Origin of the sequence: Agromyces rhizosphaerae (assembly GCF_027925245.1) — a bacterium.
GTDB classification, from domain to species: domain Bacteria; phylum Actinomycetota; class Actinomycetes; order Actinomycetales; family Microbacteriaceae; genus Agromyces; species Agromyces rhizosphaerae.
Map to the genome: position 1 here is coordinate 1,426,792 of NZ_BSDP01000001.1, position 26,746 is coordinate 1,453,537.

Below are 26,746 nucleotides of genomic sequence, written 5' to 3' on the forward strand. Positions count from 1 at the left end.
GTGGAACACGACGCACCCCGGAGGCGAATCGACGCATGGCACCCCCACCCACCGCGTACCGGATCGTCAAGTGGCTGCTCGTCTTCGCCGCGCTGGTCGCCGTTGCGGCCGCGGTCGTCGGCGACGGCACCATCGCCCGCATCATCCCGCGGCTGCCCGAGGTCTCGTTCGACGAGCGCGTCATCCTCGCGATCCTCAGCCTGGCGGGCCTGCTCATGCTCACCGTGCTCGCGACCCGCCTCGCCTCGATGTCGCGCAGCGCCCGACGCGTCCGGGCGCTGGAGCGCGCGACCGACGGCGTCGTCACGCCCGCCCTGCGCAACCCGATCATGGTGCACGGCCTCCGCACGCTGTTCGGCGGCGGGCTCCCGCGCATCGGCTCGCGCATCGCCGTGCTCGCCGACCTCGAGGGCATCAGCCTGTGGGGCGGTGCCGTCAAGCCGCGGCTCATCGCGAGCGCGCAGTGGAGCGAGGTGCGCACGATCCGCGCCGACTCGATCGTGGTCGGCGACCGCGAGGTCTCGGTCATGGTGCTGCGCATCCGCCGCGGCGGCACGAGTGCCGAGCTGCCGATCGCGCTCGGCACGGGCCGCGCGGCCGCCCTCACGCTCGGCGGCGCCGACTTCTTCGCGCGGCTGCGCCAGATCAAGTCGTGGCACCGCGCCGAGATCGCGGCCACCACCGGGTCGATCCCGATCATCCGGCCCGAGCAGCTCCAGCCCGCGAACTGACCCCTCCCCCGGGCGCGGGACGGGTCAGCAATCGCCCTGACGGGGGCGCCTTTCTCCTCGACTACAATCGTCGGGTGCTCATCTGTCTGTCCGCGAGTCACAAGAACGCCGACTTCGATCTCCTGGAGAAGCTGTCGGTGGCGCCGGGCGACCTCGGAGCACGCATCGTCGGCAGCCACGAGTCGCTGGGCGGCTCGGTGATCGTCGCCACGTGCAACCGGTTCGAGGCCTACCTCGACCTCGACGAGCCGTACGGCACCTCCCCCGTGCCCGCCATCCAGTCGGCGCTCCGCGAGGTCGGCGCGTCGACCGGCGTCGACCCGCGCACGCTGCGCTCGACCGTCGAACTCGTGCACGGCAACGCGGTCGCGGCGCACCTGTTCGCCGTGGCATCCGGCCTCGAGTCGGTCGTCGTCGGCGAGGGCGAGATCGCCGGCCAGGTGAAGCGCTCGCTCGAGGGCGCGCGCACGCAGGGCACGACCACCCCCGAGATCGAACGCGTCTTCCAGCGCGCCGCGCGGGTCTCCCGCTCGGTCAAGAACCGCACCGGGGTCGGCTCGGCGGGCCGCTCGCTCGTGCGCCTCTCGCTCGACCTCGCCGAGAGCCGCATCACCGACTGGGCGGCGACGCGCATCCTGCTCGTCGGCACCGGCCAGTACGCCGGCGCCTCGCTCGCCGCGGTGCGCGACCGCGGGGCATCCGACGTGCGCGTCTTCTCCCCGTCGGGCCGCGCCACGCGCTTCGCCCGCAACCACGACATCACCGCGGTGCACCGCGACGACCTCGCCGACGAGGCCGCCTCCGCCGACGTGATCATCACGTGCACCACCGTCGACCACCACGTCATCGACGCCGCGCTGCTGCGGGCGGGGCGGTCGGATGCCGCGGGGCCCGCGCCGACCGAGCGCCCGCACCTCTCCGCGGTGCCCGCCGACGCAGTGCACGGGCCGGCCGCACGCCAGCTGCTGATCGACCTCGGGCTGCCCCGCAACATCGACCCCGACGTGGCCTCGGTCGACGGCGTCGAGCTGCTGGACCTCGAGACGATCCGCATCCACGCCCCCATCGAGGAGCTGAACGCGACCGACGCGGCGCGCACGCTCGTCAACCGCGCCGCGCGCGAGTTCTCGGCGCACGGCGAGGAGCTCGACCTGGCCCCGGCCGTGGTCGCCCTGCGCTCGCACGTGTTCGACGTGCTCGACGACGAGATCGCCCGCGCCAAGGCCCGCGGCGACGACGACGGCCGCACCGAGCAGGCGCTGCGCCACATGGCCGGCGTGCTGCTGCACACCCCCATGGTGCGCTCCCGCGAGTACGCGCGCGCCGGCGAGCAGCGCGCCTGGATGGACGGGCTCGAGGCGCTGTTCGGCCTCGTGCCCGAGGCATCCGCCGATGCACCCGCCGTCTCCGCCGACGACGCGGACACCGCGACCGCCTGAGGCCCGCCATGACCACCCCGGCATCCGAGCGGTTCGAACGGATCATCGGGTCGCGGGGTCGCACGCTGGAATCGCTCGCGCTGACTGCCGGCATCCTGGCCTTCTGGGTCGTGGGCGCCGTGGCGATCCCGGTCTTCGGGTTCGGCGACGCCCCGATCTCCGGGCCCGGCTCGATCGGCGAGTACGCCGCGATCTCCTGCGGCGTCGTGGCGATGCTCGCCTTCGCCGCCGGACGGCTCATCGTCGCCGCCCGCGAGGACGGGCTGCGCATGCGCGTGCTCGACGCGCTCGACATCGCGGCGGTCGCCCTCGCGCACGGCGCGATCGCGCTGCTGACCTGGACGCTCGCGTCGGTGCTGCTCGCCGACGCGTTCATCGGCGCCGAGGTGTTCGCGGTGCCGCTGCTGGTCATCGCCGGGGCCGCCGGCGCGCTGACCGGCTACGTCGCGTTCTCCTCCGCGGTGATCATGGACCTGTCGCTGCTCGCGGTGGTGCTCGCGGTGTTCCTCGTCGAGGGGATGCTCGCGAGCATGCTCACGGCCACCGACCCGTACTGGTGGCAGGAGCACCTGAGCGCGCTCGGCATGAGCGAGAACGTGTCGGCGCGCGCGTTCAACCTCACCCTCATCGTCGCGGGCTTCCTGGTCACGACGCTCGTGCGCCGGGTCACGGTCGACCTCCCCTCGGCGCATCCGCACGGCCGGCGCAACGTGCGCACCTGCCTCGTGCTCGTCGGCGTGCTGCTCGCGTGCGTCGGCATCATCCCCGTCGACGTGAGCTTCTGGCTGCACACCGCGGTGGCATCGGGCATGGCGGTGAGCTTCTTCGTGCTCGTGATCGCGCTGCGACGCTGGGTGCCCGGGCTCTCGCGCACCTTCCTCGTGCTCGGCTGGACGTTCATGGCGGTCATCGTGCTGCTCGCGGTGTACTACGCGGTGGGCTGGTACACGCTGACCGCGGTCGAGCTCGTCGCCGGCATCCTCGTCTTCACGTGGATCATCCTCTTCATCCGCAGCGTCGAGACGCTCGGGAACGACGATGCCCGGGCGGAGCATCCGCTCACCCGGGCATCGAACGACGGCTGATCAGCTGAAGAACGCGTTCGCCTTGGCCGTGTAGAGCAGGATCAGGCCGATCGCGGGGAACAGGATGCTCCAGATCGCGGTCCAGAACCCGCCGTCGATCGCGAAGACCACGTAGAGCGACGCCGCGATGTTCAGCACGAACACGATCGTCACCACGATGCGCGCGCCGTTGCTGCCGCGGAACAGGCCGAGGCTCACGAAGATCGTGACCAGGCCGACGATGATGGCGACGATCGCGTAGGTGAGGTCGCCGCCGAAGAGCGCGAAGACGCCGGGGATGATCTGGAAGAGCCCTGTCAACCAGGCGAGGATCGCGACGAGGGTCACACCGAACGGACGAGCTGCGGACATGCATGCCTCCTGAGGGCCGTGCGCGTTCGTCCCGCATCCGGTGAGGGGGATCCCGGCGCCACCGCCAGCTTGGCGGAGGCGCCGGGTGCAGTTCAACGGGACATGCCGTGAGCCGGGCTCGGTTCAGGAGCGGTGCACGACCTGCGCCGAGGTCTGGTCGCGGGCCAGCATGAGCATCGTGTCGATGTTCACGTGCGAGGGGCGGGATGCCACCCAGACGATCGCCTCGGCGATGTCCTCGCCGCGCATCGGGGTCATGCCCTCGTAGACCTTCGCGGCCTTCTCCTCGTCGCCGCCGAAGCGCACCGTGGCGAACTCGGTCTGCACGAGTCCGGGGTCGATCTCGGTCACGCGCACGGGCTGGCCGAGCAGTTCGATGCGGAGCACCCGGGTGAGGGCGGCGACCGCGTGCTTCGCGGCGTTGTACCCGCCGCCGCCGCGGTACGGCTCGCGCGCGGCGATCGAGCCGATGTTCACGACGATGCCGTCGCCCGAGGCGATGAGCTTCGGCAGCAGCGCGCGGGTCATGCGCAGCGTGCCGAGCACGTTGCTGTCGAACATGGCCTGCCACTCGGCGTCGTCGGACTCGGCGATCGAGGCCGCGCCGAGCGCGCCGCCGGCGTTGTTCACGAGGAGGTCGCAGCGCTCGAGCTCGGCGCAGAAGGCGTCGACGGATGCCTGGTCGGTGACGTCCAGCGGCAGCGCGCGTGCGCCGATCTCGTCGGCGAGCGCCTGCAGGCGGTCGACGCGCCGGGCGCCGATGACGACGTCCCATCCCTGCTCGGCGAGCTGGCGGGCGGTCGCCGCGCCGATTCCGCTCGACGCTCCGGTGACGACTGCGGTGCGGGTCATGTGGTGCTCCTCCTCCGGGGCGCGCACTGGTACCGCGCCCGACGGAACCAGCTTCGTCGCTCCGGCTGGGAAACGGCAGGTCCAGTGCCCGCCGCACCCGCGGAGCCACAGTGTTTCGGGCGTGTGACGATGTGACGGGCGCGTGTCGTCTGTCCCGTCATCCGGTCGCCGGGTGGTGCTGGGAGCACTCCCGCGAGCGGCGAGAATTGAAGGCGTGTCCGTTCCATCCGCGCCGCGTCCGCGCGCATCCCGCGCCTCGTGAGCGTCGCCGTCGGCCTCGCCGCGGGCCTCGTGATCGTCGTCGCGACGGTGGTGCAGCGGCTCACGGGCATGGGCTTCGGCATCGTCGCCGTGCCGCTGCTCGCGCTCATCGCGCCCGACGTCGGCACGTTCGCCGTGCTCGTGCTGACGGTGCTGGTGATGGTCGCGGTGACCTGGGCCGAGCGCGACGCACTCGACCGCCGGGCGCTCGCGATCGCCTCGCTCGCATCGCTGCCGGGCGTCGCACTGGGCACCTGGCTCGCCGCCGTGCTGCCGCTGCGGGCGACGCACCTCGCGATCGGCGCCGTCGTCGTCGCGGGCTCGGTCGTCTCGATGGCCGGCTGGCGGGCGCCCGCCGGGCGCACGTCGCTGGTCGCGGGATCGGTCGTCGCCGGCATCCTGACCCCGGTCGCCGCGCTGCCGGGGCCGCCCATGGCGATCGTCTACCGCCCCGATGACGTGCGGCGCATGCGCACCACGCTCTCGGCGTTCTTCGCGTTCGGCTCGGCGGTGTCGGCGGTCACCCTGCTGCTGGCGGGCACGACGGATGCGGGTGCGGAGCTGGTCCGCGCCGCGGTGCTCGTGCCCGCAATCGCGGTCGGCACGCTCGTCGCGATGCCGCTGGTACCGCGCCTGCCCGCACCGACGGTCCGCACCGCCACGCTGGTACTCTCCCTCGTGTCCGGGGTGGCGCTCGTCGCCCGCGCCGCCGCGGGGTTCTCCGCGTGAGCGGCGCATCGGATCGGGAGGCGCGCATGACCGGGCATCCGTCGTTCGACCAGCCCGAGTTCGACGCCGAGCGCGCACGCCAGTACCTCGACCCGACGAGCTCGGACCCGCTGTTCCAGCAGGTGCGCCGCTTCCTCGAGCAGTCGCTGCTCGAGGGCCGCTTCCGCGCGAACCGGCCGCTGCCGTCGTCGCGTCACCTCGCGGGCGTGCTCGGGGTGTCGCGCAACACGGTCAACGCCGCGTACCAGGAGCTCGTCGCGCTCGGGCTGGTCGAGTCGCGCCCGCGCAGCGGGCTGTACCCGATCGCCTCGCCGCATCCGTCGACCCCGCCACCCCGCGCGACCCGCGCCCCTGCGCCGCCGCCGGCCACCTCGGGCGCGGTGCCGACCCATCAGGTCGACTGGGCGACCCGCCTGCCCGTGCCCCGTGACGACGACCTGCAGCACGCCGCCACCCACGTCGAGTGGACCCGCTACCCGTTCCCGTTCCTGCCCGGGCAGCCCGAGCTCGGCACGTTCCCGGCCCGTGGCTGGCTGCGCGCGCTGAACACGGCGCTCGACGGTCCGCACGTCGCCGCGAGCATCCGCGACTCGGTCGCCGGGGACGACGAGTTGCTGGTCGAGTCGATCCGCCGCGAGATCCTCCCCCCGCGCGGCATCCAGGCCGCGCCCGAGGAGATCATCGTGACGGCGGGCGCGCAGCAGGGGCTCGCGCTGCTCGCCGAGCTGCTCGTCGAGGCGGGCACCCCGGTCGCGGTCGAGAACCCCGGGTACGTCGACGCGTGGCACATCCTGCGCCGCGCGGGCGCGACCCTGGTGCCGCGGGCCGTCGACGAGCAGGGCGTGCGGCGCGACGACGACTTCGGCGAACCGCCCGAGCTCGTGTACGTCACGCCCAGCCACCAGCATCCGACCAATGTCACCCTCTCGTACACGCGGCGTGCGGCGCTGCTGCGGGACGCGCAGCGGCACGACCAGCTCGTCATCGAGGACGACTACGACTCCGAGGTGCGGTTCCGCGGCAGGCCCACGCCGAGCCTCAAGTCGCTCGACCGCACCGGACGCGTGATCTACGTCGGCACGTTCTCGAAGTTCGTCGCCCCGGGCATCCGGCTCGGGTTCATCGTGGCCGACCGCGCGCTCGTGGCGGCGCTGCGCGAGCGGCGCAGGTACCAGACCAAGCACCCGCCCGGCCACATGCAGCGCGCGCTCGGCCTGTTCATCGACTCGGGCGAGTACCACCGCTCGCTGCGCCAGCACCGCCGGCACCTCGGCCGCAAGTGGGAGGCGGTCGTCGCCGCGCTCGACGAGCACCTGCCGTTCGAGCTGCCGACGCCGACGGCCGGCGGGCTCAGCGTGTGGATCGACGGGCCCGACGCGTTCGACGGCACCCGCGTGACCGAACTCGCGCGCGAGCGGGGCGTGCTGGTCGACGCCGGCGAGCGGTTCTACCTGGGGCCCGGCCCGCGGAACCAGCTCCGCGTCGGCTACAACTCCATCGCGCTCGAGGCGATCCCGCGCGGCATCGAGATCCTCGGCAAGGTCATCCGGTCGCAGCTCGACGAGTAGGCGGCGCCGGGCTCGGTTGCGGGCGACGGATGCTCCGGGTCGACGCGCGCACGAGTACGGCGCCGGCCCCGAGGGGACCGGCGCCGTACTCGAGTGGCGCGACTACCCGGCGGCGGGCGCCGCCTCAGAGGCATCCGTCTGCTCGACCGCATCGGTCGACTCAGCGGCATCCGTCGCCGGCGTCGGGTTCTTCGGCAGGCGCAGGGTCAGCAGCCCGCCGATCACCGCGAGGCCCGCGCCGATCGCCCACACCGCCGCGTAGCCGGTGAACGAGGTGACCGGGGCCGACCCGTCGACGTCCGTGCCGGCCACGATGAACGCGGCCATGACGGTCGTGAAGACCGCGCCGGCGGCGGCGCCCGCGGCCGTGCGCGCCGTGTTGTAGAGGCCGGAGACGACCGCGACCTCGTCATGGCGCGCGAGGCTCACGACCACCGTGGGCAGCACGCTGATGACGAAGCCCATGCCGAGTCCGCCGAGCACGAGCCAGACCATGAACAGGGCGAGGTTGCCCGAGGCCAGGATCATGCCGAGGAACGCGGTCGCGCCGAGGCCGTGGGCGATGAGCAAGGTCGTGCGGGTCGAGAACCAGCCGACCAGGCGGTTGGCGAGCAGCGACCCGGCGAAGCCCGAGAGCGCCATCGCGCTGAGGATGATGCCGGACATCGCCGCCGACAGGCCCAGGCCGAAGCCGTACTCGTCGGGGTCGACGGCCACGAAGATCGCGATGAGGCTGGTGCCGCCGAGTGCGTGCGCGCCGTAGAGCACGCCGATCACGATCGGCAGCCCGATGCCGCCGTGGCGGAGCACGTCGAGGTCGATGAACGGATCGGCGACGCGCTTCTCGACGACCACCCAGGCTGCGAGCAGTGCGGCGCCGGCGACCATCAGCACCCACGCGAGCGGGTCGCCCCAACCGGAGACGCCGGCGAGCGAGATGCCGCCGAGCAGGCCCGCGGCCCCGAAGCCGAGCAGGGCGACGCCCGCCCAGTCGAGCCTGCCGCCGCCGGTCACGTCGGTCTCGGGCACGAAGAACGCGATCAGCACGAGGCAGACGGCGAAGTAGATCGCCGGAACGGTGAGCACGAGCACGAGGCTGTCCGTCGCGCCGTAGAGCACGCCCGAGCCGACCGCACCGAGCAGCGCGCCGATGGCTAGCGACGCGACGAGCTGGCCGATGCTCTTGCCGACCTGCTCGGGTGCACGCTGGCGCACGATGGCGAACTCGAGCGGAAGGAATGCCACGAGCGCGCCCTGCAGCACGCGGCCGACGAGCAGCACGCCGAAGTTCGGCGCGAACGCGACGAGCAGCGACCCGAGGGCGGTGATGCCCACCGCGATCATGAGCAGCTTCTTGTGCCCGTGCATGTCGGCCAGCTTCGTGAGTAGCGGCACGAACAGCACCGACGAGAGCAGGTAGGCGACGGCGACGAGGTTCAGCGTGGCCGCGCCGACGGAGTACATGTCGCCGATGCCGACCAGCAGCGGGCCGTACCAGCCCTGCAGGATTCCGCTGCCGAGTTCGGTCAGGACGAGGAGCCCGACGGCGCCTCGACCTGCGGTGCGCGCCGTGGCGGGCGCGGTTCCGGTGGTGGTCATGGGGGTTCCCTTCGTGTCGATCCGGTGCCGTCAGCCGACGAGCACCGGCTCCTCGGTCCGCACCGCGGCGTCTGCCACGGCGAGTGCCTCGTCGAGGATCGCGATGCCCTCGCGCGCCTCGTCGTCGGTGATCGTGCACGGCGGCACGACGTGGATGCGGTGGTACTGGTTGAACAGCAGCAGGCCGGCCTCGCGGGCGGCGGCGAGCACGCCCGCGACCGCCGGTGATGCCCCGCCGTAGGGTGCGAGCGGCTCCTTGGTCTCGCGGTCGGCGACCAGGTCGAGCGCCCAGAACACGCCGAGTCCGCGCACGTCGCCGATCGACGGGTGGCGCTCGGCGAGCTCGCGCAGGCCGGGTCCGATGACCTCGGCGCCCACGCGCGCGGCGTTCGCGACCACGTCCTCGTCGTGCATCGCGCGGATCGTCTCGACCGCGGCGGCGGCGGCGAGCGGATGCCCCGAGTAGGTCAGCCCGCCCGGGTAGGCGCGGTCGTCGAACGTGGCCGCGATCTCGTCGCGCAGCACGACGCCGCCCATGGGCACGTAGCCCGAGTTGACGCCCTTCGCGAAGGTGATGAGGTCGGGGGTCACGCCGTAGTGGTCGATCGCGAACCAGGCGCCCGTGCGGCCGAAGCCCGACATGACCTCGTCGCAGATCATCACGATGCCGAAGCGGTCGCAGAGCGCACGCACGCCGGCGAGGTAGCCAGGCGGCGGCGGCATGATGCCGCTCGTGCCGGGCACGGTCTCGAGCACGATCGCGGCGATGGTGCCCGGCCCCTCGAACAGGATCGTCTGCTCGAGGTGCGCGAGCGCGCGGTCGCATTCCTCCTGCTCGGTCGTCGCCTGGAAGACCGAGCGGTACAGGAACGGCCCGAAGAAGTGCACGGTGCCGGCGGGCGCGAACTCGTTCGGCCAGCGGCGCGGGTCGCCCGTGACCTGGATCGCCGTGGCGGTCGCCCCGTGGTACGAGCGGTAGGCCGACATGACCTTGGTGCGGCCGGTGTGCAGGCGGGCCATGCGCACCGCGTTCTCGATCGCCTCGGCGCCGCCGTTGGTGAAGAACACCTTGTTCATGCCCTCGGGCGCGACGTCGGCGATGAGCTTCGCGGCGAGCGAGCGCTGGTCGTTCGCGTGGGCCGGAGCGATCGTGCAGAGCACGTCGGCCTGGCGCTTGATGGCGTCGACGACGCGGGGGTGCTGGTGGCCGATGTTCGTGTAGACGAGCTGCGACGAGAAGTCGAGGTAGCGGTTGCCGTCGGCATCCCAGAGGTGGCTGCCCTCGGCACCCGCGATGACGATGGGGTCGAGGCTCTTCTGCGCCGACCACGAGTGGAAGACGTGGGCGCGGTCGAGCTCGTAGGTGGTGAGCCCCGCGGGGTCGCTGGGGATGGGCACGGTGGTTCCTTTCGATGGTGCGGATGCTGCGCCGGCGGCGTCGCCGGGGAACCGGCGCCCGCACGTGGCGGGCGCCGGCCGGGTCGTGGGTGCGTGGCTAGACGCCCACCGCCACGGGGGCCTCGTGGTGCACGCCACCGACGACGGTGCCGAGCACGGTGATCTCGCGCAGCTCCTTCGCCTCGGCGACCTCGACCGGGTCGCGGTCGAGCACCGCGAAGTCGGCGTACTTGCCGGGCACGATCGAGCCGACGAGGTGGTCGAGCTTCAGCAGGTAGGCCGGGCCGATGGTGATCGCCTCGAGCGCCTCGTAGACCGAGATGCGCTCCGCGTCGCCCCAGGAGCGACCCGTCGGCGTGCGGCGCTCGGCGGCGTAGGACGCGGTGGCCAGCGGGTCGAGCGGCGTGACCGGGGTGTCGGAGTGCAGGGCGATCGTGACGCCCTCGTCGAGCGCGGTGCGCGCGGCGTTCATGCGCTTCACGCGGTCCGGGCCGACGGTGAGGTCGATGTGCTGGTCGCCCCAGTACCAGATGTGGTTCGAGAACACGTTGGCGCACATGCCCAGCTCGGCCATGCGCTTGTACTGCGCGCGGGTGGTGAGCTGCGAGTGCGTGACCGTGTGACGGTGGTTCCAGCGAGGCGACTCGGCGAGCACGGCCTCGACCGCGTCGAGGAACACCTCGGTCGCCTCGTCGCCGTTGCAGTGCACGTGGATGTTCAGGCCGGCCGCGTGGAACGCGCGCACCTGGTCGCGGAAGGTCGCGGCATCCGTGTTCCAGATGCCGGCATCGTGGTTGCAGACGTAGCCCGGGTCCTGCAGCTTGGCGGTGTACTGCTGGATCGAGCCGTCGAGCATGAGCTTCACCGAGCCGAGGTGCAGCTTCGGCGTGGCCCGGCCCTGCTGGGCGGCGACCGCGCCCGCGAGCTGCTGGGCCTGCTCGAGGGTCTTGGTCATGCCGCCGAAGGTGGCGGGCACGAGGCGCACCGCGAAGTCGTCGCGTCCGGTGACCTCGGCGAGCAGGTCGTACCCGCCGGGCCGCACGAGGTCGAAGCTCGCGAGGTCGGTCGCGGTGGTGCATCCGTGGTTCCGCGCGTCGGCGGCGAACGCGTAGAGGCCGCCCTCGGTGGTGAGGCCCTTCGACAGGTCGATGCCGGCGAGCGCCATGACCGGGCCCATCGCCTGCATCTCCTGCAGCTCGCCGGTGGGCACGCCGTCGGCGTCGAGCACGACGCCCTCGACCTCGGTGCCGGGCCCGTAGCCCGCACGCTCGAGCAGCACGGAGTTGGCGGTGCCGACGTGGCCGCTCGCGTGGGTCACGTAGATGCCGCGGGTCGTGCTGACCTCGTCGAGCACCCCGCGGGTGAGCTGCTCGCCGGGGAAGAAGAGCATGTCGAGGCCGCGGGCGAAGAGCACCTCGCCCTCGGGCAGCTCGGCGTCCCACACCTTCAGCGCGTCGATCACGCCCTGCCAGGTCTGCGCGCCGGGCAGCGGCGTGCCGTCGGGCGCGGTGCGCGGGAAGTAGCCGAGGAAGTACGGGCTCGCGCCGAACTCGCCACCGAGGTGCGAGTGCGCCTCCACGAAGCCGGGTGCGAGCACGCGGTCGGCGTAGCGCTCGTCGACGGTCGCGCCGGGGTAGGTTGCCGCGAGCTCCTCGGTCTCGCCGACGGCCAGGATGACGTCGCCGCGCACGGCGACGGCGCCGGCGGTCGGGACGACCTTGTCCATGGTGCGGACGGTGCGGGCGGGGTAGATGATCACGTCGCTCACGACGGGTGCTCCTCGGTGGTTCGGGTCGGGGACCGATCTGATCGGGTCCTTCGATCCTCGAAGACCGAGTGCGGTTCGGTAAGGGCCAGCGATCCGGATGCCGCCTGCACCACCGTTCACACGCTCGTCACGCAGTTCTCACGCTGGAAACATGGGCGGATGCGTGCGAAACACGCCGTTCATCTGCAGCGCCCGCGCCACCCCGAAACGGACATGCGCAGCACTCAGCGAAGACGCCGGCTTGTGTGGTCTGACCACAGGGTGTAGTCTGACCACAGCAGCTCGCAAGCGGAACCAGCAGGCGAGACATCGGCGCCCCTCGATCGGGACACCTTCACAAGAGGAGAACGACATGTCGAAGAACTTCGTAGAGATCGAATCTCAGGTCATGGACGGGATGAAGGGCCTCTCGGCCGCCATTCCCGGCACGATCAACGGGTTCGCCACGATGCACCGCAAGGCCCTCGAGGACGGCGCGCTGAGCGCAGCCACCAAGGAGCTCATGGCCCTCGCGATCGCGATCGCGATCCGCTGCGAAGGATGCATCGCCTGCCATGTCAAGGACGCGCTCAAGGCCGGCGCGACGCCGGAGCAGGTCAACGAGACCATCGGCGTGGCCATCCTCATGGGCGGCGGCCCCTCGGTCGTCTACGGCGGCGAAGCGCAGACCGCGCTCGCCCAGTTCCAGGCCGCCCAGGAGCACGCGCTCGTCGCCTGACACCCGGACTCCCGGCACCCGCCGGGCGACGTGCGGCAGGCGTCCGCAGGGCGTCACGCCCGCTCGGACCAGCCCTCCACCCAGCGTCGTGTCAATGCACGGAACGCATCGACGTCGGCGGCCGGCCAGTCGGCGGTCGTCTCGGTGATCGTGCGTTCCTGCGCCGCGACGACGCGAGCGGCCAGCTCGCGACCGGGAGCGGTCAGCGCGAGGATCACCCCGCGCTGGTCGGCCGGGTCGGCCACCCGCTCGACCAGGCCGACGCCCACCAGCCGCGCGACGATCTTCGTGACGTTCGCGCGCCCGGTCTCGAGTCCCTCGGCGAGGTCGGTGGGGCGCATCGCGCCGTGCAGCGAGAGCTGGTTCAGCGCGAGGAAGGTCGGGATGTCGTCGATCGGGAAGCCGACCTCGGTCATCAGGCCCCGACGCAGCCGGCTGCTGTTCGCCTGGCGGATCATCCGCTCGAGGATGCCGAGCAGGTCGTCGGGGTCGGCCGACGCCACGGGCGAGAGGTCGACGGCGTCGACGTGCGCCAGCTGGGTGGCGGGTGGTCGTGGCATCCGTCGTCCTCTCGTCCCAGGGCTCGGTTTGCGGGCGGGTCGGGTTCCCGCAGGCTATCCGACGGCCACGATGCGCACCGGGCCGACCAGGCCGTACGGCCGCACCGACACCTGGTGCGTGCCCTCGCGGCCGTCGATCAGCAGCGCGATGTCGGGCAGCTCGTCGTAGTAGCCGCGGGCGATGAGCCGGTTGTTGAGCGAGCTCGCGGTGCGCACGACGACCTCGTTGGCGCCCCCGATCACGGCGTCGGTCACGTCGACGGTCGGATGCGACGTGTCGAACCCGACCGGTGCGCCGCCGTTCACCGACACCGACCCGAGCCCGCCGTTCGTGGAGCCGAGCTCGAGCACGAACCGCTCGCCGTCGGCGGGCAGGCGGTCGAGCGTGATCGTCGCGCGGTACTCCCCCACGCCCGAGACCTCGGGGCCCACTCCGGGCAGGTCGGTCCACGGCGCCAGCGCGGTCGCGGGCGACGCGAGGCGGGTGACGGCGGTCTCCGGGCGCACTTCGCGGGTGACGTAGCCGAGGCCGCGGTCCTCCTCGATGACGGTCGTCTCGCCCGCGTCCCAGCTCTCAACCGCGATCGACCAGCCCGAGGCACCCGCCAGCACGTGTCGGCCCGCCACCGTCGACTCGGTCGCCGGCTCCGACCGGTCGAGCGTGAGCAGCGCGATCTCGCCGGGCGCCAGGCGCAGGGTCGCGATGGTGCGGTCACCCTCGACACGGATGCCACGGTGCTCGCGCACCTCGCCGGTCCAGACGTCGATGCGGTGCATCCGCCCCGTGCCCGGCAGCGCGATCTCGACGGTGGTGTCCTCACCCGTCTCGTAGAGGAAGTGGTACGCGTAGACGTGCAGCAGGTCGCCCTCCTCGCGGAGGTACCCGAGCACGTTCCGGTTCTCGGCCGTGAACTCGGCGCGGCCAGCGACGCCGAGGCCGCGCAGGGCGTCGACGGTCTCGGCGGGGTCGTCGATCTCGGCGACGGTCGGCTGCGCGCGGAGCTCGGCGAGCGTCGCGGCCAGCTCGGCGTCGCGGCCGTCGCGGCCCGGGGTGCGGGCAGCGGCGCGCTCGTGGTGCGTGTACTCGCCCGTGGCGAGCAGCTTGAGGTCGCTCGCGCCGTTCACGATGAGCACGCGCAGGCCCTGCCGCGCCCAGTCGAGCAGCAGCGCGGCGACGTCGGCGTCGAGCGTCTGCTGGTAGACGATGAGCGCCTGGTAGCCGGGTCCGTCGGGCTGCACGAGTCCGTCGGCGAACGAGACATCCTCGTGCTCGAGCAGCGATCCGTCGAGGAACTCGTAGCTCCAGCCCGCATCCTGCATGCCGAGGTCGCGCCACCAGTGGTTCTGCCGGTCGCGCATCCACATGCGCCCGTAGGCGACCTCGTCGGCGATGCGCCCGCCGTCTGGCGTGGTGAAGATCATGCCCGAGGTGTTGTCGACGAAGTGGTCGGTGCGCAGGATTCCGACGTCGATGCGCGGGTGCCCCTGGCGCAGCAGGTACTGCACGCGGCCGACCGCGTCGTTCCACAGCGGGTAGAACTCGGATGCCGGCTGGCGGAGGTCGAACCGCTCGGAGAACATCGACCACATGCCCTCGTGTCCGGGCCACTCGGTGGCACCCTCGGCGCCGGCGACGCTCGCCCAGCCGTGCAGCACGGTCTTCGTGACCCCGGCGGCGAGCTGGGTCGCGATGATCTGGTCGTAGAAGCGGTGGTCGAGCATGTGGTTGCGCGTGGTCGCGCCGGTCTCGGAGGAGTACTGCTTGCCGAAGAGGTGCGCGGGGCCTGCGAGCAGGCGGTACGCGTCGATCTGCGAGCCGAACTCGAGCGACTCGGTCTCGATGCCGTCGACCTCCGGGCCGGGGCGGGTGAGCTCGAACGGCAGTCCGTAGCTGATCTCGGAGCGCAGCAGGATGCCGTTGTCGTGCAGGAACTCGGCGAACGGGCGCAGCATGTGCTCGATGTAGAGGTCGGTGAGGGTCTCGACGTAGTCGTGCCGCACCTTCTCGACCTCGATGCGGTGGGTGTCGTCGACCTCGTAGGTGTACGTGGTCGACGAGGCCATGAGCTCCGACTGGCGCACGAGCACCGGCAGCCAGGGGGTGATCTCGTAGCCGCGGCGGGCGGCGAACTCGGCGGCGACGTTCGGGCCCCAGAACATGCCGCCCCGGCCCCAGACGTTCAGCTCGAGGGAGTCCATGTACATCTGCGCGCGCGGGTTCCTCGCGATCTGCTCGCGCAGTTCGGGCGTCAGCACGACGTCGCGCCAGTAGTCGATGACCGCGTCGACGCCCGCGCGCTCGAGGTAGTTCACCGTGTAGTTGACGGTGGCCGAGGGGGATGCGGTCTGGCCGGTGCCGTGCGCACGGAACGTGAACAGGCGCCAGTCGTCGTCGGTCGGCGGGGTCCAGTCGAGGGCGTCGTCGACGACCTGCGCGGTGAGGTCGACGAGACGGTCGATGGCGAGGGTGGTGCCGTCGCCGGCGCTCGCGATCGTGGGCACCGCGAGCACCGCGACCAGCGGCTGGAGCGTCGGGGCCACCCGCTCCCCCGGCAGGATGTGCCCGCCGCGCTGCTCGTGCAGGTCGATCAGCGGCAGGGCGCCGCTGCGGCCGCCCGCGCCCACCTCCTCGACCACGTAATTGAGCTCCTGCGCTGCCGCCGGGTGGTCGGGGTCGATCGTCGGCAGGTTCGCGTTCGACCAGTTCGTGCCCGAGGTGAAGCTGAACGACATGCCGCGCGCGGTCGTCTCCTCGACGACGATCGCCGAGTCGTGCACCCACTCCTCCGCGCCCCAGCCGTAGCGGGAGTGGTCGATGGCCTGCTCGTCCATCGCGAGGAACTCCATGCCGCCGAAGCCCAGGCGGTGCGCCGCGTCGATCTCGCGGCGGATCGTCTCGTCGGTGTGCAGGCCCTCGGCGAGCCACCAGCGCTGCTCGGGGCGGTACTCGATGGGCGGATGCGCGAGCGGCTCGCGGTGGGCGTCGAACGCGGCGGACATGGTTCTCCTTCGAACGTGATCGCGGGTGCCGGCGGACCGGCGTCGCGATCAAGTATTGTCCGGAGTGAAATAAAAGACAAGACGCGCGCGCCGTCGGTCGCGGAGCCGCAGCCATACACTCGACACCGGGAGGTGGGCATGGCCGATCATGCGCCCGCGAACGGGAGGCGACCGACGATCAAGGACGTCGCCGAGGCCGCAGGAGTCTCGTCGGGCACGGTGTCCCGCGTGCTCAACGGCCGCAACTGGGTGTCGCCCGAGTCCAAGGCCGCGGTCGAGGAGGCCATCGCCCGCGTCGGGTTCCGGCCCAACGCGCACGCCCGCACGCTCGCGACGGGTCGGACCAACTCCATCGCGTTCCTGCTCACCGAGCCGCAGCAGATGCTCTTCGAGGACCCGAACTTCGCCCGCCTGCTGCGCGGGGCGACCGCCGCGGCGGGCGAGCGCGACGTCGCCGTCGTGCTCATGGTGGCCGACACCCCGGAGGAGCGGCGCCGTGCCCGCGAATTCCTGGGCGACCGGCACGTCGACGGCGTGCTGCTGATCAGCGCCGACCCCGACGATCCGCTCATCGACGAGATCGGGCTCGCCCATCTGCCGACCGTGATCTGCGGGCCGGAGGTGACGCGGCACGAGAACACCGGGTACGTCAGCGCCGACGACCGCTCGGGGGCCCGCGCCGCGACCGAGCGGCTCCGAGCACTCGGTCGCAGCCGGATCGCCTGCATCACGGGGCCGGAGCGCGTGACCGAACCTCGGCTGGCGGGGTTCCGCGACGCGCTCGGCGCCGACTACGACGGCACGCTCGTGCGCCACGGCGACTGGACACCCGAGTCGGGGCGACGTGCGATGGAGGAGCTGCTCGACGCGCGTCCGGACCTCGATGCGGTCTTCGTCCACTCCGACCAGATGGCATCGGGCGCGCTCGACGCGCTGTCGGCGTCGGGGCGACGGGTGCCTGAGGACGTGGCGGTCGCCGGCTTCGACGACTCCCCGGTCGCGGCGCGCCTGGACCCGCCGCTCACGACCATGCGTCAGCCGTTCGAGGAGATCAGCGCCGAGATGGTGCGCCTGCTGCTCGAGATGATCGGCGGCGCGGGGCCGCGCACGGTGCTCCTCCCGACGGAACTCGTCGAGCGCGCGAGCGCCTGACCGGGTCGGCTCAGCCGGGCTGATCGCCCTCGCGCCAGTGCGCGCGCACGATCAGGCGCACGCCGTCGAGCGACGCAAGGTCGCCACCGGCGAGGTCCCTGCGCACCTGTGCGGCTTCCGGCACGTGCACGCGGGAGTCCGCGGCGAGCGGCAGGACGCGCAGCACGACGTCGTCGCCCGGGCCGATGCCGGCGTCGCGGCAGTTGATGCGCCAGACCGACCCGTCCCAGAACCGGTCGGCCACGACGACCCCGCGGACGCGGACGTCGCCGACGTCGCCCGCCCACGCGATCTCGAGGCACGCATCGGCGTCGGCGGCGGCCTCGGGCACCATGATCCGGTACTCGGCGGCGAACTCGTCCATGACCTCGTCGCCGGGGGCCGACGGCCGGCCGTCGCGCGAGCCGTAGTCGGCGGGTCGACCCGGCTTCGGTGCACGCAGCGGCACGACCTCGAGGTCACCCGACCACGGTCGGCCCTCGACGTGGCGCATCGGCAGCGGCGCGAACGCCCGGAGCGCGGGGTCGTACGCGACAGTGTCGGGGTGCTCCCCGGCGACCCGCGCGTCGATGCGCCCGCCGGCCGCCCAGGTCAACTCGTCGTCGCCGAGCAGCAGGCGACGAGCCGTGCCCGCGCCGTCGACCGGCACCCAGGCACGCAGGGCGTCCTCGGCGGGGAGCACCAGCAGGTCGAACTCCCCGGTCGGGCCGGTGACCCGGACCGGGGTGCGCGACGGGGCGATGGGCGAGACGGCGGAAGCGCCGGCGTCGGACCCGCCGACGCCGTCCAGCATCGAACCCGCCTCGACGGCGACCTCGACCGGCACGCCGTGCTCGGCGACGGCCACGAGCGTCGCCACCCCGCCGTCGAGCAGCGTCAGCGCCGACGCGGTGAGCCACTCGATCCGCACGCCGCCGACCGTCAGGCGCACCGGCCAGCGCGCGAGCGTCCCCGCGGGGATGTCCACCGGGGCCGACGGCAGCGACAGCTCGCCATCCGCGAACCCGAGCCGGAACGACGCCGACTCATGGATCGGCAGCGGCACGTGCGGCTGGTGCCACGCGATGAAGACGAACCCGCCCTCGGCGTCGCCCCGGTACGCCCACCGCAGCGACTCGGTGTCGTGGACGCCGGACGGACGCAGGTCGGGCAGGTGCGACGGCTTCCCACCGAGCATCGGGCCGAACGCCGCGAGGAATGCGTTCTGCGCGCGGAGCTCCGCGTGCCCGCCGCCGAGGCGCCCGGACTCGCCGACCGGGGCGTGGAAGTCGTAGCCGAGCTGGGGCATGTCGTTCGGGTATCCGGTCGCGTGCGACTCCTGGAGGCCGCGGCGCGGGTTCGTGCCTCCGGCGTACATGAAGTAGCCCTGCCAGGCAGAGCCGTTGCCGATCTTGCAGTGGCCGACCGCGGTCACGTCGCGTCCGGTCGGCAGCGGGCGCCGGTGGTACGCGGTCGCCATCCCGCCGCCGAGCTCGCATGTGGCGGGCGGGAACCACTCCGACAGCGGCACCCGGTCCGGACCCGCCTCGCCCTCGCGCACGTCCGCGCCGATGCCCGGGTCGTCCCAGACATCCGAGAAGAAGAAGTGATCGCGGAAGGTCTCGTCCCAGGGGGCCTCCGGATCCACCCAGAAGCCGTCCGCGTAGCCGCCGTAGAGCGGGAAGACCTCCTCCGGCGGCAGCTCGGCCCCGCCCCACGCGGTCGCGGTCCACAGCGGAGCCGTCATGCCGAGCTCGCGTGCGAGCCGCTTCAGGGTGACGAGGTGCCCGGGCTGGTCGTAGAGCTCGTTCTCGAGCTGGATGCCGAGCACGGTGCCGGGCTCGCAGCGCCCGCCGAGGGCGGCGGCGAGCTGCTCCCACCAGGCGCGCACCAGCGCGAGGTAGGCGGGGTCGTCGGTGCGGTGGGCGACGGGGGCGTGCTGCACCCAGTCGGGGAAGCCGCCGTTGCGGATCTCGCCGTGCACCCATGGGCCGATGCGCAGCACGACGTCGAGGCCCTGCGCCCGCGCGAGATCGACGAAGGCGCCCAGGTCGAGGTCGCCCTCGAACGACGCCGATTCGCCGTCAGGAGCGTGGTGGATCCACGGCACGTAGGTCGAGACGACGTCGATGCCGCCGGCCACCATCTGGCGGAGTCGTTCCTCCCAGCGCCCGCGAGACACCCGGGAGTAGTGCAGCTCCCCGGAGACCGGGATCCACGGCACGCCGTTCCGCGTGATTCCGCGGCTCGTGAGCTCGAGACCCGGGCGCGCGTCCTCGAGGTTCGCCATCCGCGGACGACGCACCGCACCCTGCGCGGCGGTCGGCCTCAGCGTGAGGGCGGAGAGGGCGGTTCCGGATTCGGTCATGGCGGCTCGGTCACTTCCTTGTCGATGGCTCCATGGGGAAAACGCATTCCAAATCTGTCGCAGAGAGTTGACACGTTCCACCCGTCTGGTTACTGTAACCGATTACAGGCGGAACTAAAACCGGTTACAGCCTGACAGACCCAGCGTCGGGAGGAGGCGAAGATGCACGACGGCAGCGAGATCCGGGAGACCGGGTCCACTCCCCCCGCGCCGGTCGCCGCCCCCGCCGACCGGGCCCCGACGATCCACGACGTCGCCCACGCCGCGGGCGTGTCCTCGGGCACGGTGTCCCGCTACCTCAACGGCCACAAGTGGGTGGGCGGCGCGAGCGCCGACGCGATCCGCGCGGCGATCGAGCAGACCGGCTACCGCCGCAACCGCTTCGCCCGCTCGCTCGCGACGGGCCGCAGCTCCACCGTCGTCTTCCTGCTCACCGAGCCCCAGGACCGCCTGTTCGGCGACCCGAACTACCCGATCCTGCTGCGCGAGATCACGACGGCCCTCGCCGACCGCGGCATGACCCTCGTGCTGATGACCGCGAGCGAGGACGACGAGCGGCGTCGCGTGATGGACTTCGTCCGCGGCGGTCACATCAACGGCGTGCTCCTCGTCTCGTCGCACCTCGACGACCCGATGACGGAACAGCTCGCGGCCGCGGGCGTGCCCACGGTCAGCTGCGGGCGACCGATCGGCTGGGAGTCCACGATCGCGAGCGTCTCGGCCGACGACCGGTCCGGCGCACGGGTGGCCACCGAGCACCTCATCGGCCTCGGCCGTCGTCGCATCGGCGTCATCACCGGCCCCCTCGACATCGGCGGCGCGATCGACCGGCTCGACGGCTACCGCGACGCGCTCGAGGCCGCAGGCCTCCCGTTCGACCCGGCCCTGGTGGCCACCGGCGACTGGCTCAACGTGAGCGGGCGCGAGGCGATGACCCGCCTGCTCGCCACAGCGCCCGAGGTCGACGCCGTCTTCGCGTCGAACGACCTCATGGCCTCGGGCGCGATGACCGCGCTCCGCATCGCCGGGCGCGTCGTGCCCGACGAGGTCGCCGTGGTCGGCTTCGACGACTCCGGCCTCGCGGCCACCACAGACCCGCCGCTCACCACCATGCGGCAGCCGTTCGCCGAGATCAGCCGCGAGATGGTGCGGCTGCTCGCCGAGCGGGTCCCGGGCGAGGCACCAGCGGTGTCGCTGCCCGCCCACCTGATCGTCCGCGACTCCACAGCGGCGCACCGGTAACACCCACACCACATAACCTGCACACAAGGAAGGGGACAGGGATGTCCAACACCAGCAAGCGGAGCCGCCGGCTCCTGATCGGCACGGGCGTCGCGCTCACCGGCGCGATGTTCGCGCTCGCGGGCTGCAGCGCCTCCGGCGGCGGCTCGAGCGACGGGCCCACCGAGGTGACCGTCATGTACAAGAGCAGCGAGTTCACCGAGGACATGATCGCGGAGTTCGAGGCGGAGAACCCCGACATCACGATCGAGTTCATCGAGTACGACCAGACCCGCCTCAACGCGATGGTGACCGCGGGAGACGCGCCGGACCTCGTCCGCGCCGGCCCCTCGGCCAACCTCTTCGCGAAGGGGCTCGCCACCAACCTCGACGACTACCTCGCCTCGAGCGAGGTCCTGTCGGCCGACTCGCTGCTCCCCGCGAACGATGCGTGGCGCTGGGACGGCAGCACCCGAGGCGAGGGCAGCTACTACGGCATCATCAAGGACTGGAGCCCCGACGCCACCATCTGGCAGAACGAGGCACTCCTCGAGGAAGCCGGCGTCGAGCCGCTCAGCACCACGGAGGCGACGAGCTGGGACGACCTGCTCGACAAGGCGATCGAGCTGAAGGACGCCGGCGTCGAGTACCCCCTCGGTCTCGAGTGGCAGTGGGGCATCACCAACCTGTTCCACACGATGATCCAGCAGCAGGGCGGCACCTACTACAACGACGACCTCAGCGAGGCCGACCTCACCACGGCCGAGGCCGTGCGCGCGCTCGAGTGGCTCGTCGACTACGGCACCGCGGAGGTCGGCCCGACCTCGCTCAACCCGCTGCCCGACGGCCAGGACGCACCGACCTTCATCGCCGGCAACATGGCGATGACGATGGACGGCTACTGGTTCGGCGGCAACCTGCAGGACGAGGCCGCCGCGACCGTCGCGGAGACCGCGACCATGGCGCCCGCGCCCACCTTCGGCGAGCGCATCAGCCCGGTGTTCGGCGGGGTCGGGGCGTACATCCCCGAGTCTGCCGACGACAAGGACGCGGCCTGGAAGGTCATGGAGTACTTCATGGCCGGACCGCCCGCCGAGGCCCGCGCCTCGACCGGCTGGGGCCTGCCGATCCAGGAGTCGCTCTTCGAGTTCCTCCCGAGCGAGGCCGCATACCAGCAGCAGGCGATCGAGGCCGCGACCATCGAGTCCGAGTTCGTCAAGCCGCTGCCGGACTCGCCCTACGTGACCCTGGCCCAGTGGGACCAGATCGTCGACGTCGAGGTCACCTCGGCGATCAAGGGCGAGCAGTCGGCCGCCGAGGCCGGCCAGGCGATCACCGACCAGATCAACGTCCTGCTCGCGCAGGGCAAGGACCAGCTCGGCTGATGTCCAGCACCACGCTGGCTCCGGTCGCGGCCGCGGGCGACACCCGCGGCCGCGGCTGGCGCCGTTATCGCTCCAGGACGTTCTACCTGTTCGCGTCGCCGTGGATCATCGGCTTCGTGCTGCTGACGCTCGCGCCGATCACGTACGCGTTCGTCGTCAGCCTCACGAACTTCGACGGCGTCTCGCCGATCTGGCGCTTCATCGGGTTCCGCAACTACGTCGAGATCATCACCTCCGACCCCGGCGCGTGGGCGAGCCTCATCCGCACCATCGTCTTCACCATCATCGTGGTGCCCCTGAGCGTCGCCGGCGGTCTCGCCCTCGCGCTCCTGGTGAACCGCCGCATCCGTGCACGCGGCGTCGTGCGCGCCATCTTCTTCGTCCCGTCGGTGGTGCCGGTGGTCGCGGTCGCGATCATGTGGCGCCTCATCTTCAACCGCGACGCGGGACTGCTGAACCTCATCATCGGCTGGTTCGGCGCCGACAAGGTGACCTGGCTCGCCGACCCCTACGCCTTCTACGCGCTGATCATCATGACCCTCTGGGGCCTGGGCGGCGGCATGATCATCTCGCTCGCGGCCCTCCAGGACGTGCCGGTCGAGCTCGAGGAGGCCGCCCGCATCGACGGCGCCGGCAACTGGCGCGTGATCCGGCACATCACCATCCCGATGATCTCGCCGGTGCTCTACTTCCAGGTCATCACGGGCATCATCTCCACCCTGCAGATGCTCGTGCAGCCGCTGCTGCTCGCGGAGACGAGCAGCATCGCCGCCTCGGCGAACGTGCCGCAGAGCTCGACCCTGTTCATGGTCGAGGTCTACAACGAGTTCTTCTACAACCAGCGGTTCGGCTACGGCTCGGCGATGCTCTGGATCTTCTTCGTCTTCATCCTGCTGCTCACCCTGGGGCTCCAGCGCCTGAGCAAGCGGTTCGTGTTCTACCAGGTCGCCGCCGGCGGCGACGACTGAATCGAGGCTGACAATGGCTACCCTCATCGAAGACGTGCGCACCCGCGCCGTGGTCCGTCCGCCGGACGAGGCGCCGCGCAAGCGACGCCGTCGACTGCAGACCGAGTCGAGCAGGCCCGCCGGTGTCGGCACCTACATCGCCGTCATCATCGCGGTCGGGCTGTTCGGCGTCCCGTTCGTCTGGATCCTGCTCGCATCGATCGCGAGCCCCACGCAGTTCTCGCAGGGCGCCGAGGGCCTCCTCGACGTCTCGTGGGACTTCTCGAACTACATCGAGGCCGTGACGCGCATCAACTTCGGCGCGTACACGATGAACTCCATCATCCTGTCGACGATCTCGGCCGTGCTGTCGACCGCGACGAGCGCGCTGGTCGGCTTCGCGTTCGCCCGCCTGCGCGGCAAGGGGCAGAACTTCCTGTTCCTCATCGTGGTCGCGACCATGATGATCCCGAGCATCGTGCTGCTGATCCCGACCTACATCCTGTTCTCGCGCATGGGCCTCGTCGGCACCTACTGGCCGTGGGTGCTCTGGGGCCTCGCCGGGCTGCCGTACCTGATCTTCCTGTTCCGGCAGTTCTTCACGGCGATCCCGCTCGAGCTCGAGGACGCGGCGATCATCGACGGATGCGGCTGGTGGCGCATCTTCTTCACGATCTTCCTGCCCCTGGCGAAGCCCGTGATCCTCACCTCGCTGCTGCTGTCGTTCACCTGGACCTGGGGCGACTACCTCGCACCGGCACTGCTGCTGAACTACGACAACACGACGCTCGCCGTCGCGACCGCGAGCGGGTACCTCGACCCGCGCGGCAACGGCCTGCCGACGATCCAGGCGGCCGGCGCCGTGCTGTACCTGCTGCCCGTCGTGATCATCTTCCTGTTCGCCCAGAAGCAGTTCATGGGCTCGTCGGTCAGCTCGGGCGTGAAGGGCTGACACACCGAACGGATGCCCCGCCGGCGGCGCCTCGCGCGACGCCGGCGGGGCTTCGTCGTTCCCGCCCGGTCAGCGCAGGCGATCCCCGATCAGGGCGAGGTTCTGGATCGTCGCGAGGGAGCTCTGCGCCGCGTCGTTCGTGCTGATGGGCAGCTCGTCGACGGGTGCGAGCACCTCGGGCGGGAGCACCCGGCGACCCGGGCCGAGGTCGACCGGGGTCACCTCGCCGCCTGCTGAGAACGCCTCCCACGCGCGGCGGGCGGCGTCGGCGTCGCCGTCGTGGGCGGCCGCGTAGGCGAGCAGCCGCGAGTGCCATTGCGGGAACAGGTTGCCGGTGATCTCCTGCCCGAGCGCGGCGCGCTGCTGCTCGGGAGTGGAGATGTAGAGGCGGCAGTACTCGAGCCATGCCTCGCGGAACCCGGGCACGTCGACGAGCTCCACGAGCTCGGCGCAGAGCTCGACGAGCCCGAAGATCGCGTTGAGGTGCGACACGTCGACGCCGTCGAACGGCTCCACGAGACGGCCGCGCTCGAGGTCGTAGCGTGCGTGGCCGTGCAGGAACCCGCGGGGCCACGAGCCGATGTCGGCCATCGTGCCGAGCAGCCGGTCGCGCGAGCGCGCGTCGCCGGTGATCTCCCAGTCGGCGAGCCAGCCGCCGGCCAGGGTCCCCCACTCGGTGCCGAGCCCGACCATGATCCGCTCGAGGCGGGGCGCGGGCGGCGGGAACTCGTCGGGCCTGGCCTTCCGCCACGGGTCGATCCCGCGGTAGGCCCGGTCGACGTCGCGCTGCGCGACCAGCAGGTCGCGCGAGTGCTCGTCGGCGGTGAGGTAGTAGTGCGGGCGGCGGAACATCGCCGAGCCGATGCGGGGCTGCTTGCAGCCGCATCCCCAGTGCTGCACGTTGTGGCGCGAGCCGAAGCCCGCGATCGGGCCCGAGTGGTACGCGTCCACGTCGCCGGTGTGGCGGGCCATCGCCTCGGCCATGCGGAACACGTCGGCGCGGCCGGTGCGCAGGAACATGGTCCACAGCCACAGGTCGGTCGCGAGCTCGGAGTTGTCCCACGCGTACCCGCCGATGTCGTAGCGCCAGGCGTGCCGGTCGGCGTCGTAGGTGTGCATGACGTCGCCGAAGTCCCAGAAGCCGTACCAGCCGCGCTGCTCGACCTGGTCGAGGTAGAAGTCGACGATGCGGTCGAGGCGGTCCTCGAGCCCGGCGCGGGCCGGATGCTCCCGCGACACGAGGTCCCAGTCGCCGAAGACCCGGGCGGCGTGCAGTGCCTCCGGGGTCGCGGACAGGCGCGGGCCGCGGGCGACGTGACCGGCGTCCGACGCGAACTCCGCGAGGGCGGGCGTGGCCGCATACGCGGTGACCTCGAGCTCATGGGTCCGGGCGATGCCGGTGGCGCTGCCCAGGCCGTCCTCGTAGTCCTCGTAGGTGATCTCGAGCGCCTCGAGCTGCTCGGCGTAGGTCTCCTCGCCGAGGCCGTCGTGGTAGAACCGCAGGTCCATCGGCGCGGCGTCGGGCGACCAGAGCCATGCCGTCAGCTCCGCCTCGTCGGAGTCCGCACCGCGGATGTCGAGTCCGGTGGGCGCCGACTGCCAGAACCCGGTGATGCCGATGCCGAGTCCGCCGCCGGTGTCGCCGACGTAGGCCGCGCCGTCGGAGCGGGTGCCGTGCGCCACGTGGAGCCAGGGGCGATCGGCGGCGGTGCGCTTCGCGATCGAGAAGGCGTTCGGCGTGAGCTGTCGGAGCGAGTAGTCGGGCCACTCGGGCACCCACTTCATGAGGTCGGCGACGCCATGCTCCCACTCGTCGGGCGGCGGCGTGGCGCGGCCGCCGAGCTGCGCCGCGCGCACGGCGGCGCCCGGGTCGCGGCGGAGTCCCGTGACACCCTGCACCGCCTCGCGCAGCACGCCCCCGTCGGCGCCCGCGAGGCGCACGTGCCGGTCGACGGATGCGGCGCGCAGCGGGACCCTGAACGTCAGGCCGAGCGCGCTCAGGAAGTCGTGGTCGGGGTCGCCGTCCCAGACGAAGGTGTGCACCGCGCGGAACGTGCGGGCGCCCGCGATGAAGACGAGCCGCAGCGTGAACGGCAGCCACGCGCGCCCGGCCGCGTCGTGGTGCCGGCCCTCGACGCGCACGACCGCACGCACGGGCCCGGACTGCTCCACCACGGCCCGCTCCACGACGCCGACCGCGGGCACGCGGCCGGGGTGGTCGGGCTCTGGTCGGTCCTGCCGGCTCGACACCAGTCGCCCGGCCGTCGCCACGACACCGCCCTCGACGGCCACCGACTCGATCACGGACTCCCCCGTGCGCGCGATCGCCACCTCGAGCGGCCCGGTGCCGACGGTGATCCGATCCGCATCCTCGCGAACCGTGACGCCGGGTTCGGGGCGGACCGCCGCGGGCCGCGCCGTCACGCGATACGCAGCCGAGGGTGCGTCGGTCGCCGCGAGCGCGATGCCCGCCCACTTCACGCTGCCGTCGGGCCAGGTCGCCAGCGGCCAGGCCTGGCCGGCGACCGGCGCGTCGCCGTCGGCGCGGACGCCGAGCTCGGCGGCATCCGCCACCGCCCCTCGCGGCAGGGGCACGCCGAGGGTCGCGCCGAGCGGCAGCCGGGCGGGCGTCTCGTCGTCGATCCAGCGGAGCGGGATGTCGATCGGCTCGGTCACGGACATG

Annotated in this window: 20 protein-coding genes; 11 read left to right on the forward strand and 9 right to left on the reverse strand. The window is 72.1% G+C overall.

Translation table 11 applies throughout. From position 1 onward, the window contains the following. Positions 1-35 precede the first annotated feature (35 nt). The 3 genes from QMG39_RS06755 to QMG39_RS06765 all read left to right on the forward strand — a co-directional run bounded on the left by QMG39_RS06755 (position 36) and on the right by QMG39_RS06765 (position 3,255). Complete coding sequence (locus QMG39_RS06755) at positions 36-731, forward strand: hypothetical protein (protein WP_281883348.1); 696 nt, start codon at positions 36-38, stop codon at positions 729-731. A 74-nt stretch (positions 732-805) separates the two neighbouring features. Beyond that, positions 806-2,170, forward strand: a complete 1,365-nt coding sequence (locus QMG39_RS06760; RefSeq protein ID WP_281883350.1) for a glutamyl-tRNA reductase — start codon at positions 806-808, stop codon at positions 2,168-2,170. A gap of 8 nt (positions 2,171-2,178) precedes the next feature. Next, positions 2,179-3,255, forward strand: coding sequence for a type II toxin-antitoxin system VapC family toxin (locus QMG39_RS06765; RefSeq protein WP_281883353.1), 1,077 nt, complete (start codon positions 2,179-2,181; stop codon positions 3,253-3,255). On the opposite strand, the gene QMG39_RS06770 is transcribed toward QMG39_RS06765, so the two are convergent. After that, a complete protein-coding gene (locus QMG39_RS06770; protein WP_281883355.1) occupies positions 3,256-3,606 on the reverse strand; it encodes a hypothetical protein in 351 nt (116 codons plus the stop codon). It abuts the gene before it with no gap. A gap of 123 nt (positions 3,607-3,729) precedes the next feature. Continuing rightward, positions 3,730-4,458: an SDR family NAD(P)-dependent oxidoreductase gene (locus QMG39_RS06775; protein ID WP_281883357.1), complete on the reverse strand. Its 729-nt coding sequence runs from the start codon at positions 4,456-4,458 to the stop codon at positions 3,730-3,732. A 258-nt stretch (positions 4,459-4,716) separates the two neighbouring features. Here QMG39_RS06775 and QMG39_RS06780 point away from each other — a divergent pair, with 258 nt between their 5' ends. Further along, a complete protein-coding gene (locus QMG39_RS06780; RefSeq protein ID WP_281883359.1) occupies positions 4,717-5,448 on the forward strand; it encodes a sulfite exporter TauE/SafE family protein in 732 nt (243 codons plus the stop codon). Continuing rightward, a complete protein-coding gene (pdxR, locus tag QMG39_RS06785) occupies positions 5,445-7,016 on the forward strand; it encodes a MocR-like pyridoxine biosynthesis transcription factor PdxR (RefSeq protein ID WP_281883361.1) in 1,572 nt (523 codons plus the stop codon). Before QMG39_RS06780 ends, pdxR begins: the two co-directional genes overlap by 4 nt. Before the next feature lie 102 nt (positions 7,017-7,118). Here pdxR and QMG39_RS06790 read toward each other — a convergent pair whose 3' ends face one another. The 3 genes from QMG39_RS06790 to QMG39_RS06800 form a co-directional block, all read right to left on the reverse strand. Further along, positions 7,119-8,615 (reverse strand): MFS transporter, encoded by a 1,497-nt coding sequence (locus tag QMG39_RS06790; RefSeq protein ID WP_281883363.1) that lies wholly within the window; start codon positions 8,613-8,615, stop codon positions 7,119-7,121. A gap of 30 nt (positions 8,616-8,645) precedes the next feature. Next, on the reverse strand, positions 8,646-10,013 hold the full coding sequence (locus QMG39_RS06795) for an aspartate aminotransferase family protein (protein ID WP_281883365.1): 1,368 nt from the start codon (positions 10,011-10,013) through the stop codon (positions 8,646-8,648). A gap of 97 nt (positions 10,014-10,110) precedes the next feature. Then, on the reverse strand, positions 10,111-11,781 hold the full coding sequence (locus QMG39_RS06800) for an amidohydrolase (protein WP_281883367.1): 1,671 nt from the start codon (positions 11,779-11,781) through the stop codon (positions 10,111-10,113). A 352-nt stretch (positions 11,782-12,133) separates the two neighbouring features. Here QMG39_RS06800 and QMG39_RS06805 point away from each other — a divergent pair, with 352 nt between their 5' ends. Next, a complete protein-coding gene (locus QMG39_RS06805) occupies positions 12,134-12,499 on the forward strand; it encodes a carboxymuconolactone decarboxylase family protein (RefSeq protein WP_281883369.1) in 366 nt (121 codons plus the stop codon). Positions 12,500-12,552: 53 nt separating this feature from the next. Here the strand turns inward: QMG39_RS06805 and QMG39_RS06810 are convergent, their stop codons facing one another. Both QMG39_RS06810 and QMG39_RS06815 read right to left on the reverse strand, forming a co-directional pair. After that, positions 12,553-13,059, reverse strand: a complete 507-nt coding sequence (locus QMG39_RS06810; protein WP_281883371.1) for a MarR family winged helix-turn-helix transcriptional regulator — start codon at positions 13,057-13,059, stop codon at positions 12,553-12,555. A 54-nt stretch (positions 13,060-13,113) separates the two neighbouring features. Then, complete coding sequence (locus QMG39_RS06815; protein ID WP_281883373.1) at positions 13,114-16,059, reverse strand: glycosyl hydrolase; 2,946 nt, start codon at positions 16,057-16,059, stop codon at positions 13,114-13,116. A 138-nt stretch (positions 16,060-16,197) separates the two neighbouring features. Between QMG39_RS06815 and QMG39_RS06820 the strand changes: the two genes are divergently transcribed. Then, a complete protein-coding gene (locus QMG39_RS06820; protein ID WP_281883375.1) occupies positions 16,198-17,211 on the forward strand; it encodes a LacI family DNA-binding transcriptional regulator in 1,014 nt (337 codons plus the stop codon). A gap of 10 nt (positions 17,212-17,221) precedes the next feature. Here QMG39_RS06820 and QMG39_RS06825 read toward each other — a convergent pair whose 3' ends face one another. Further along, the gene (locus QMG39_RS06825) at positions 17,222-19,558 is read right to left on the reverse strand and encodes a beta-galactosidase (RefSeq protein WP_281883377.1); all 2,337 of its coding nucleotides are present in this window, start codon (positions 19,556-19,558) and stop codon (positions 17,222-17,224) included. A gap of 162 nt (positions 19,559-19,720) precedes the next feature. Here QMG39_RS06825 and QMG39_RS06830 point away from each other — a divergent pair, with 162 nt between their 5' ends. From QMG39_RS06830 to QMG39_RS06845, 4 genes are read left to right on the forward strand one after another with little or no spacing between them, the layout of a single operon-like run. Continuing rightward, complete coding sequence (locus tag QMG39_RS06830; RefSeq protein ID WP_281883379.1) at positions 19,721-20,800, forward strand: LacI family DNA-binding transcriptional regulator; 1,080 nt, start codon at positions 19,721-19,723, stop codon at positions 20,798-20,800. A gap of 41 nt (positions 20,801-20,841) precedes the next feature. Then, on the forward strand, positions 20,842-22,164 hold the full coding sequence (locus QMG39_RS06835) for an extracellular solute-binding protein (RefSeq protein WP_281883381.1): 1,323 nt from the start codon (positions 20,842-20,844) through the stop codon (positions 22,162-22,164). Then, a complete protein-coding gene (locus QMG39_RS06840) occupies positions 22,164-23,132 on the forward strand; it encodes a carbohydrate ABC transporter permease (protein WP_281883383.1) in 969 nt (322 codons plus the stop codon). Before QMG39_RS06835 ends, QMG39_RS06840 begins: the two co-directional genes overlap by 1 nt. 13 nt (positions 23,133-23,145) lie before the next feature. Next, positions 23,146-24,063: a carbohydrate ABC transporter permease gene (locus QMG39_RS06845; RefSeq protein WP_281883386.1), complete on the forward strand. Its 918-nt coding sequence runs from the start codon at positions 23,146-23,148 to the stop codon at positions 24,061-24,063. A gap of 69 nt (positions 24,064-24,132) precedes the next feature. Here the strand turns inward: QMG39_RS06845 and QMG39_RS06850 are convergent, their stop codons facing one another. Continuing rightward, positions 24,133-26,745, reverse strand: a complete 2,613-nt coding sequence (locus tag QMG39_RS06850; RefSeq protein WP_281883388.1) for an exo-rhamnogalacturonan lyase family protein — start codon at positions 26,743-26,745, stop codon at positions 24,133-24,135. Position 26,746: the final 1 nt, after the last annotated feature.

Bases quoted from the DNA above. Each gene is read 5' to 3' on its own strand.
- QMG39_RS06755 (WP_281883348.1), top strand. From the start codon at position 36: ATGGCACCCCCACCCACCGCGTACCGGATCGTCAAGTGGCTGCTCGTC.
- QMG39_RS06765 (WP_281883353.1), top strand. From the start codon at position 2,179: ATGACCACCCCGGCATCCGAGCGGTTCGAACGGATCATCGGGTCGCGG.
- QMG39_RS06770 (WP_281883355.1), bottom strand. From the start codon at position 3,606: ATGTCCGCAGCTCGTCCGTTCGGTGTGACCCTCGTCGCGATCCTCGCC.
- QMG39_RS06775 (WP_281883357.1), bottom strand. From the start codon at position 4,458: ATGACCCGCACCGCAGTCGTCACCGGAGCGTCGAGCGGAATCGGCGCG.
- QMG39_RS06790 (WP_281883363.1), bottom strand. From the start codon at position 8,615: ATGACCACCACCGGAACCGCGCCCGCCACGGCGCGCACCGCAGGTCGA.
- QMG39_RS06805 (WP_281883369.1), top strand. From the start codon at position 12,134: ATGTCGAAGAACTTCGTAGAGATCGAATCTCAGGTCATGGACGGGATG.
- QMG39_RS06810 (WP_281883371.1), bottom strand. From the start codon at position 13,059: ATGCCACGACCACCCGCCACCCAGCTGGCGCACGTCGACGCCGTCGAC.
- QMG39_RS06815 (WP_281883373.1), bottom strand. From the start codon at position 16,059: ATGTCCGCCGCGTTCGACGCCCACCGCGAGCCGCTCGCGCATCCGCCC.
- QMG39_RS06820 (WP_281883375.1), top strand. From the start codon at position 16,198: ATGGCCGATCATGCGCCCGCGAACGGGAGGCGACCGACGATCAAGGAC.
- QMG39_RS06825 (WP_281883377.1), bottom strand. From the start codon at position 19,558: ATGACCGAATCCGGAACCGCCCTCTCCGCCCTCACGCTGAGGCCGACC.
- QMG39_RS06830 (WP_281883379.1), top strand. From the start codon at position 19,721: ATGCACGACGGCAGCGAGATCCGGGAGACCGGGTCCACTCCCCCCGCG.
- QMG39_RS06835 (WP_281883381.1), top strand. From the start codon at position 20,842: ATGTCCAACACCAGCAAGCGGAGCCGCCGGCTCCTGATCGGCACGGGC.
- QMG39_RS06840 (WP_281883383.1), top strand. From the start codon at position 22,164: ATGTCCAGCACCACGCTGGCTCCGGTCGCGGCCGCGGGCGACACCCGC.
- QMG39_RS06845 (WP_281883386.1), top strand. From the start codon at position 23,146: ATGGCTACCCTCATCGAAGACGTGCGCACCCGCGCCGTGGTCCGTCCG.
- QMG39_RS06850 (WP_281883388.1), bottom strand. From the start codon at position 26,745: ATGTCCGTGACCGAGCCGATCGACATCCCGCTCCGCTGGATCGACGAC.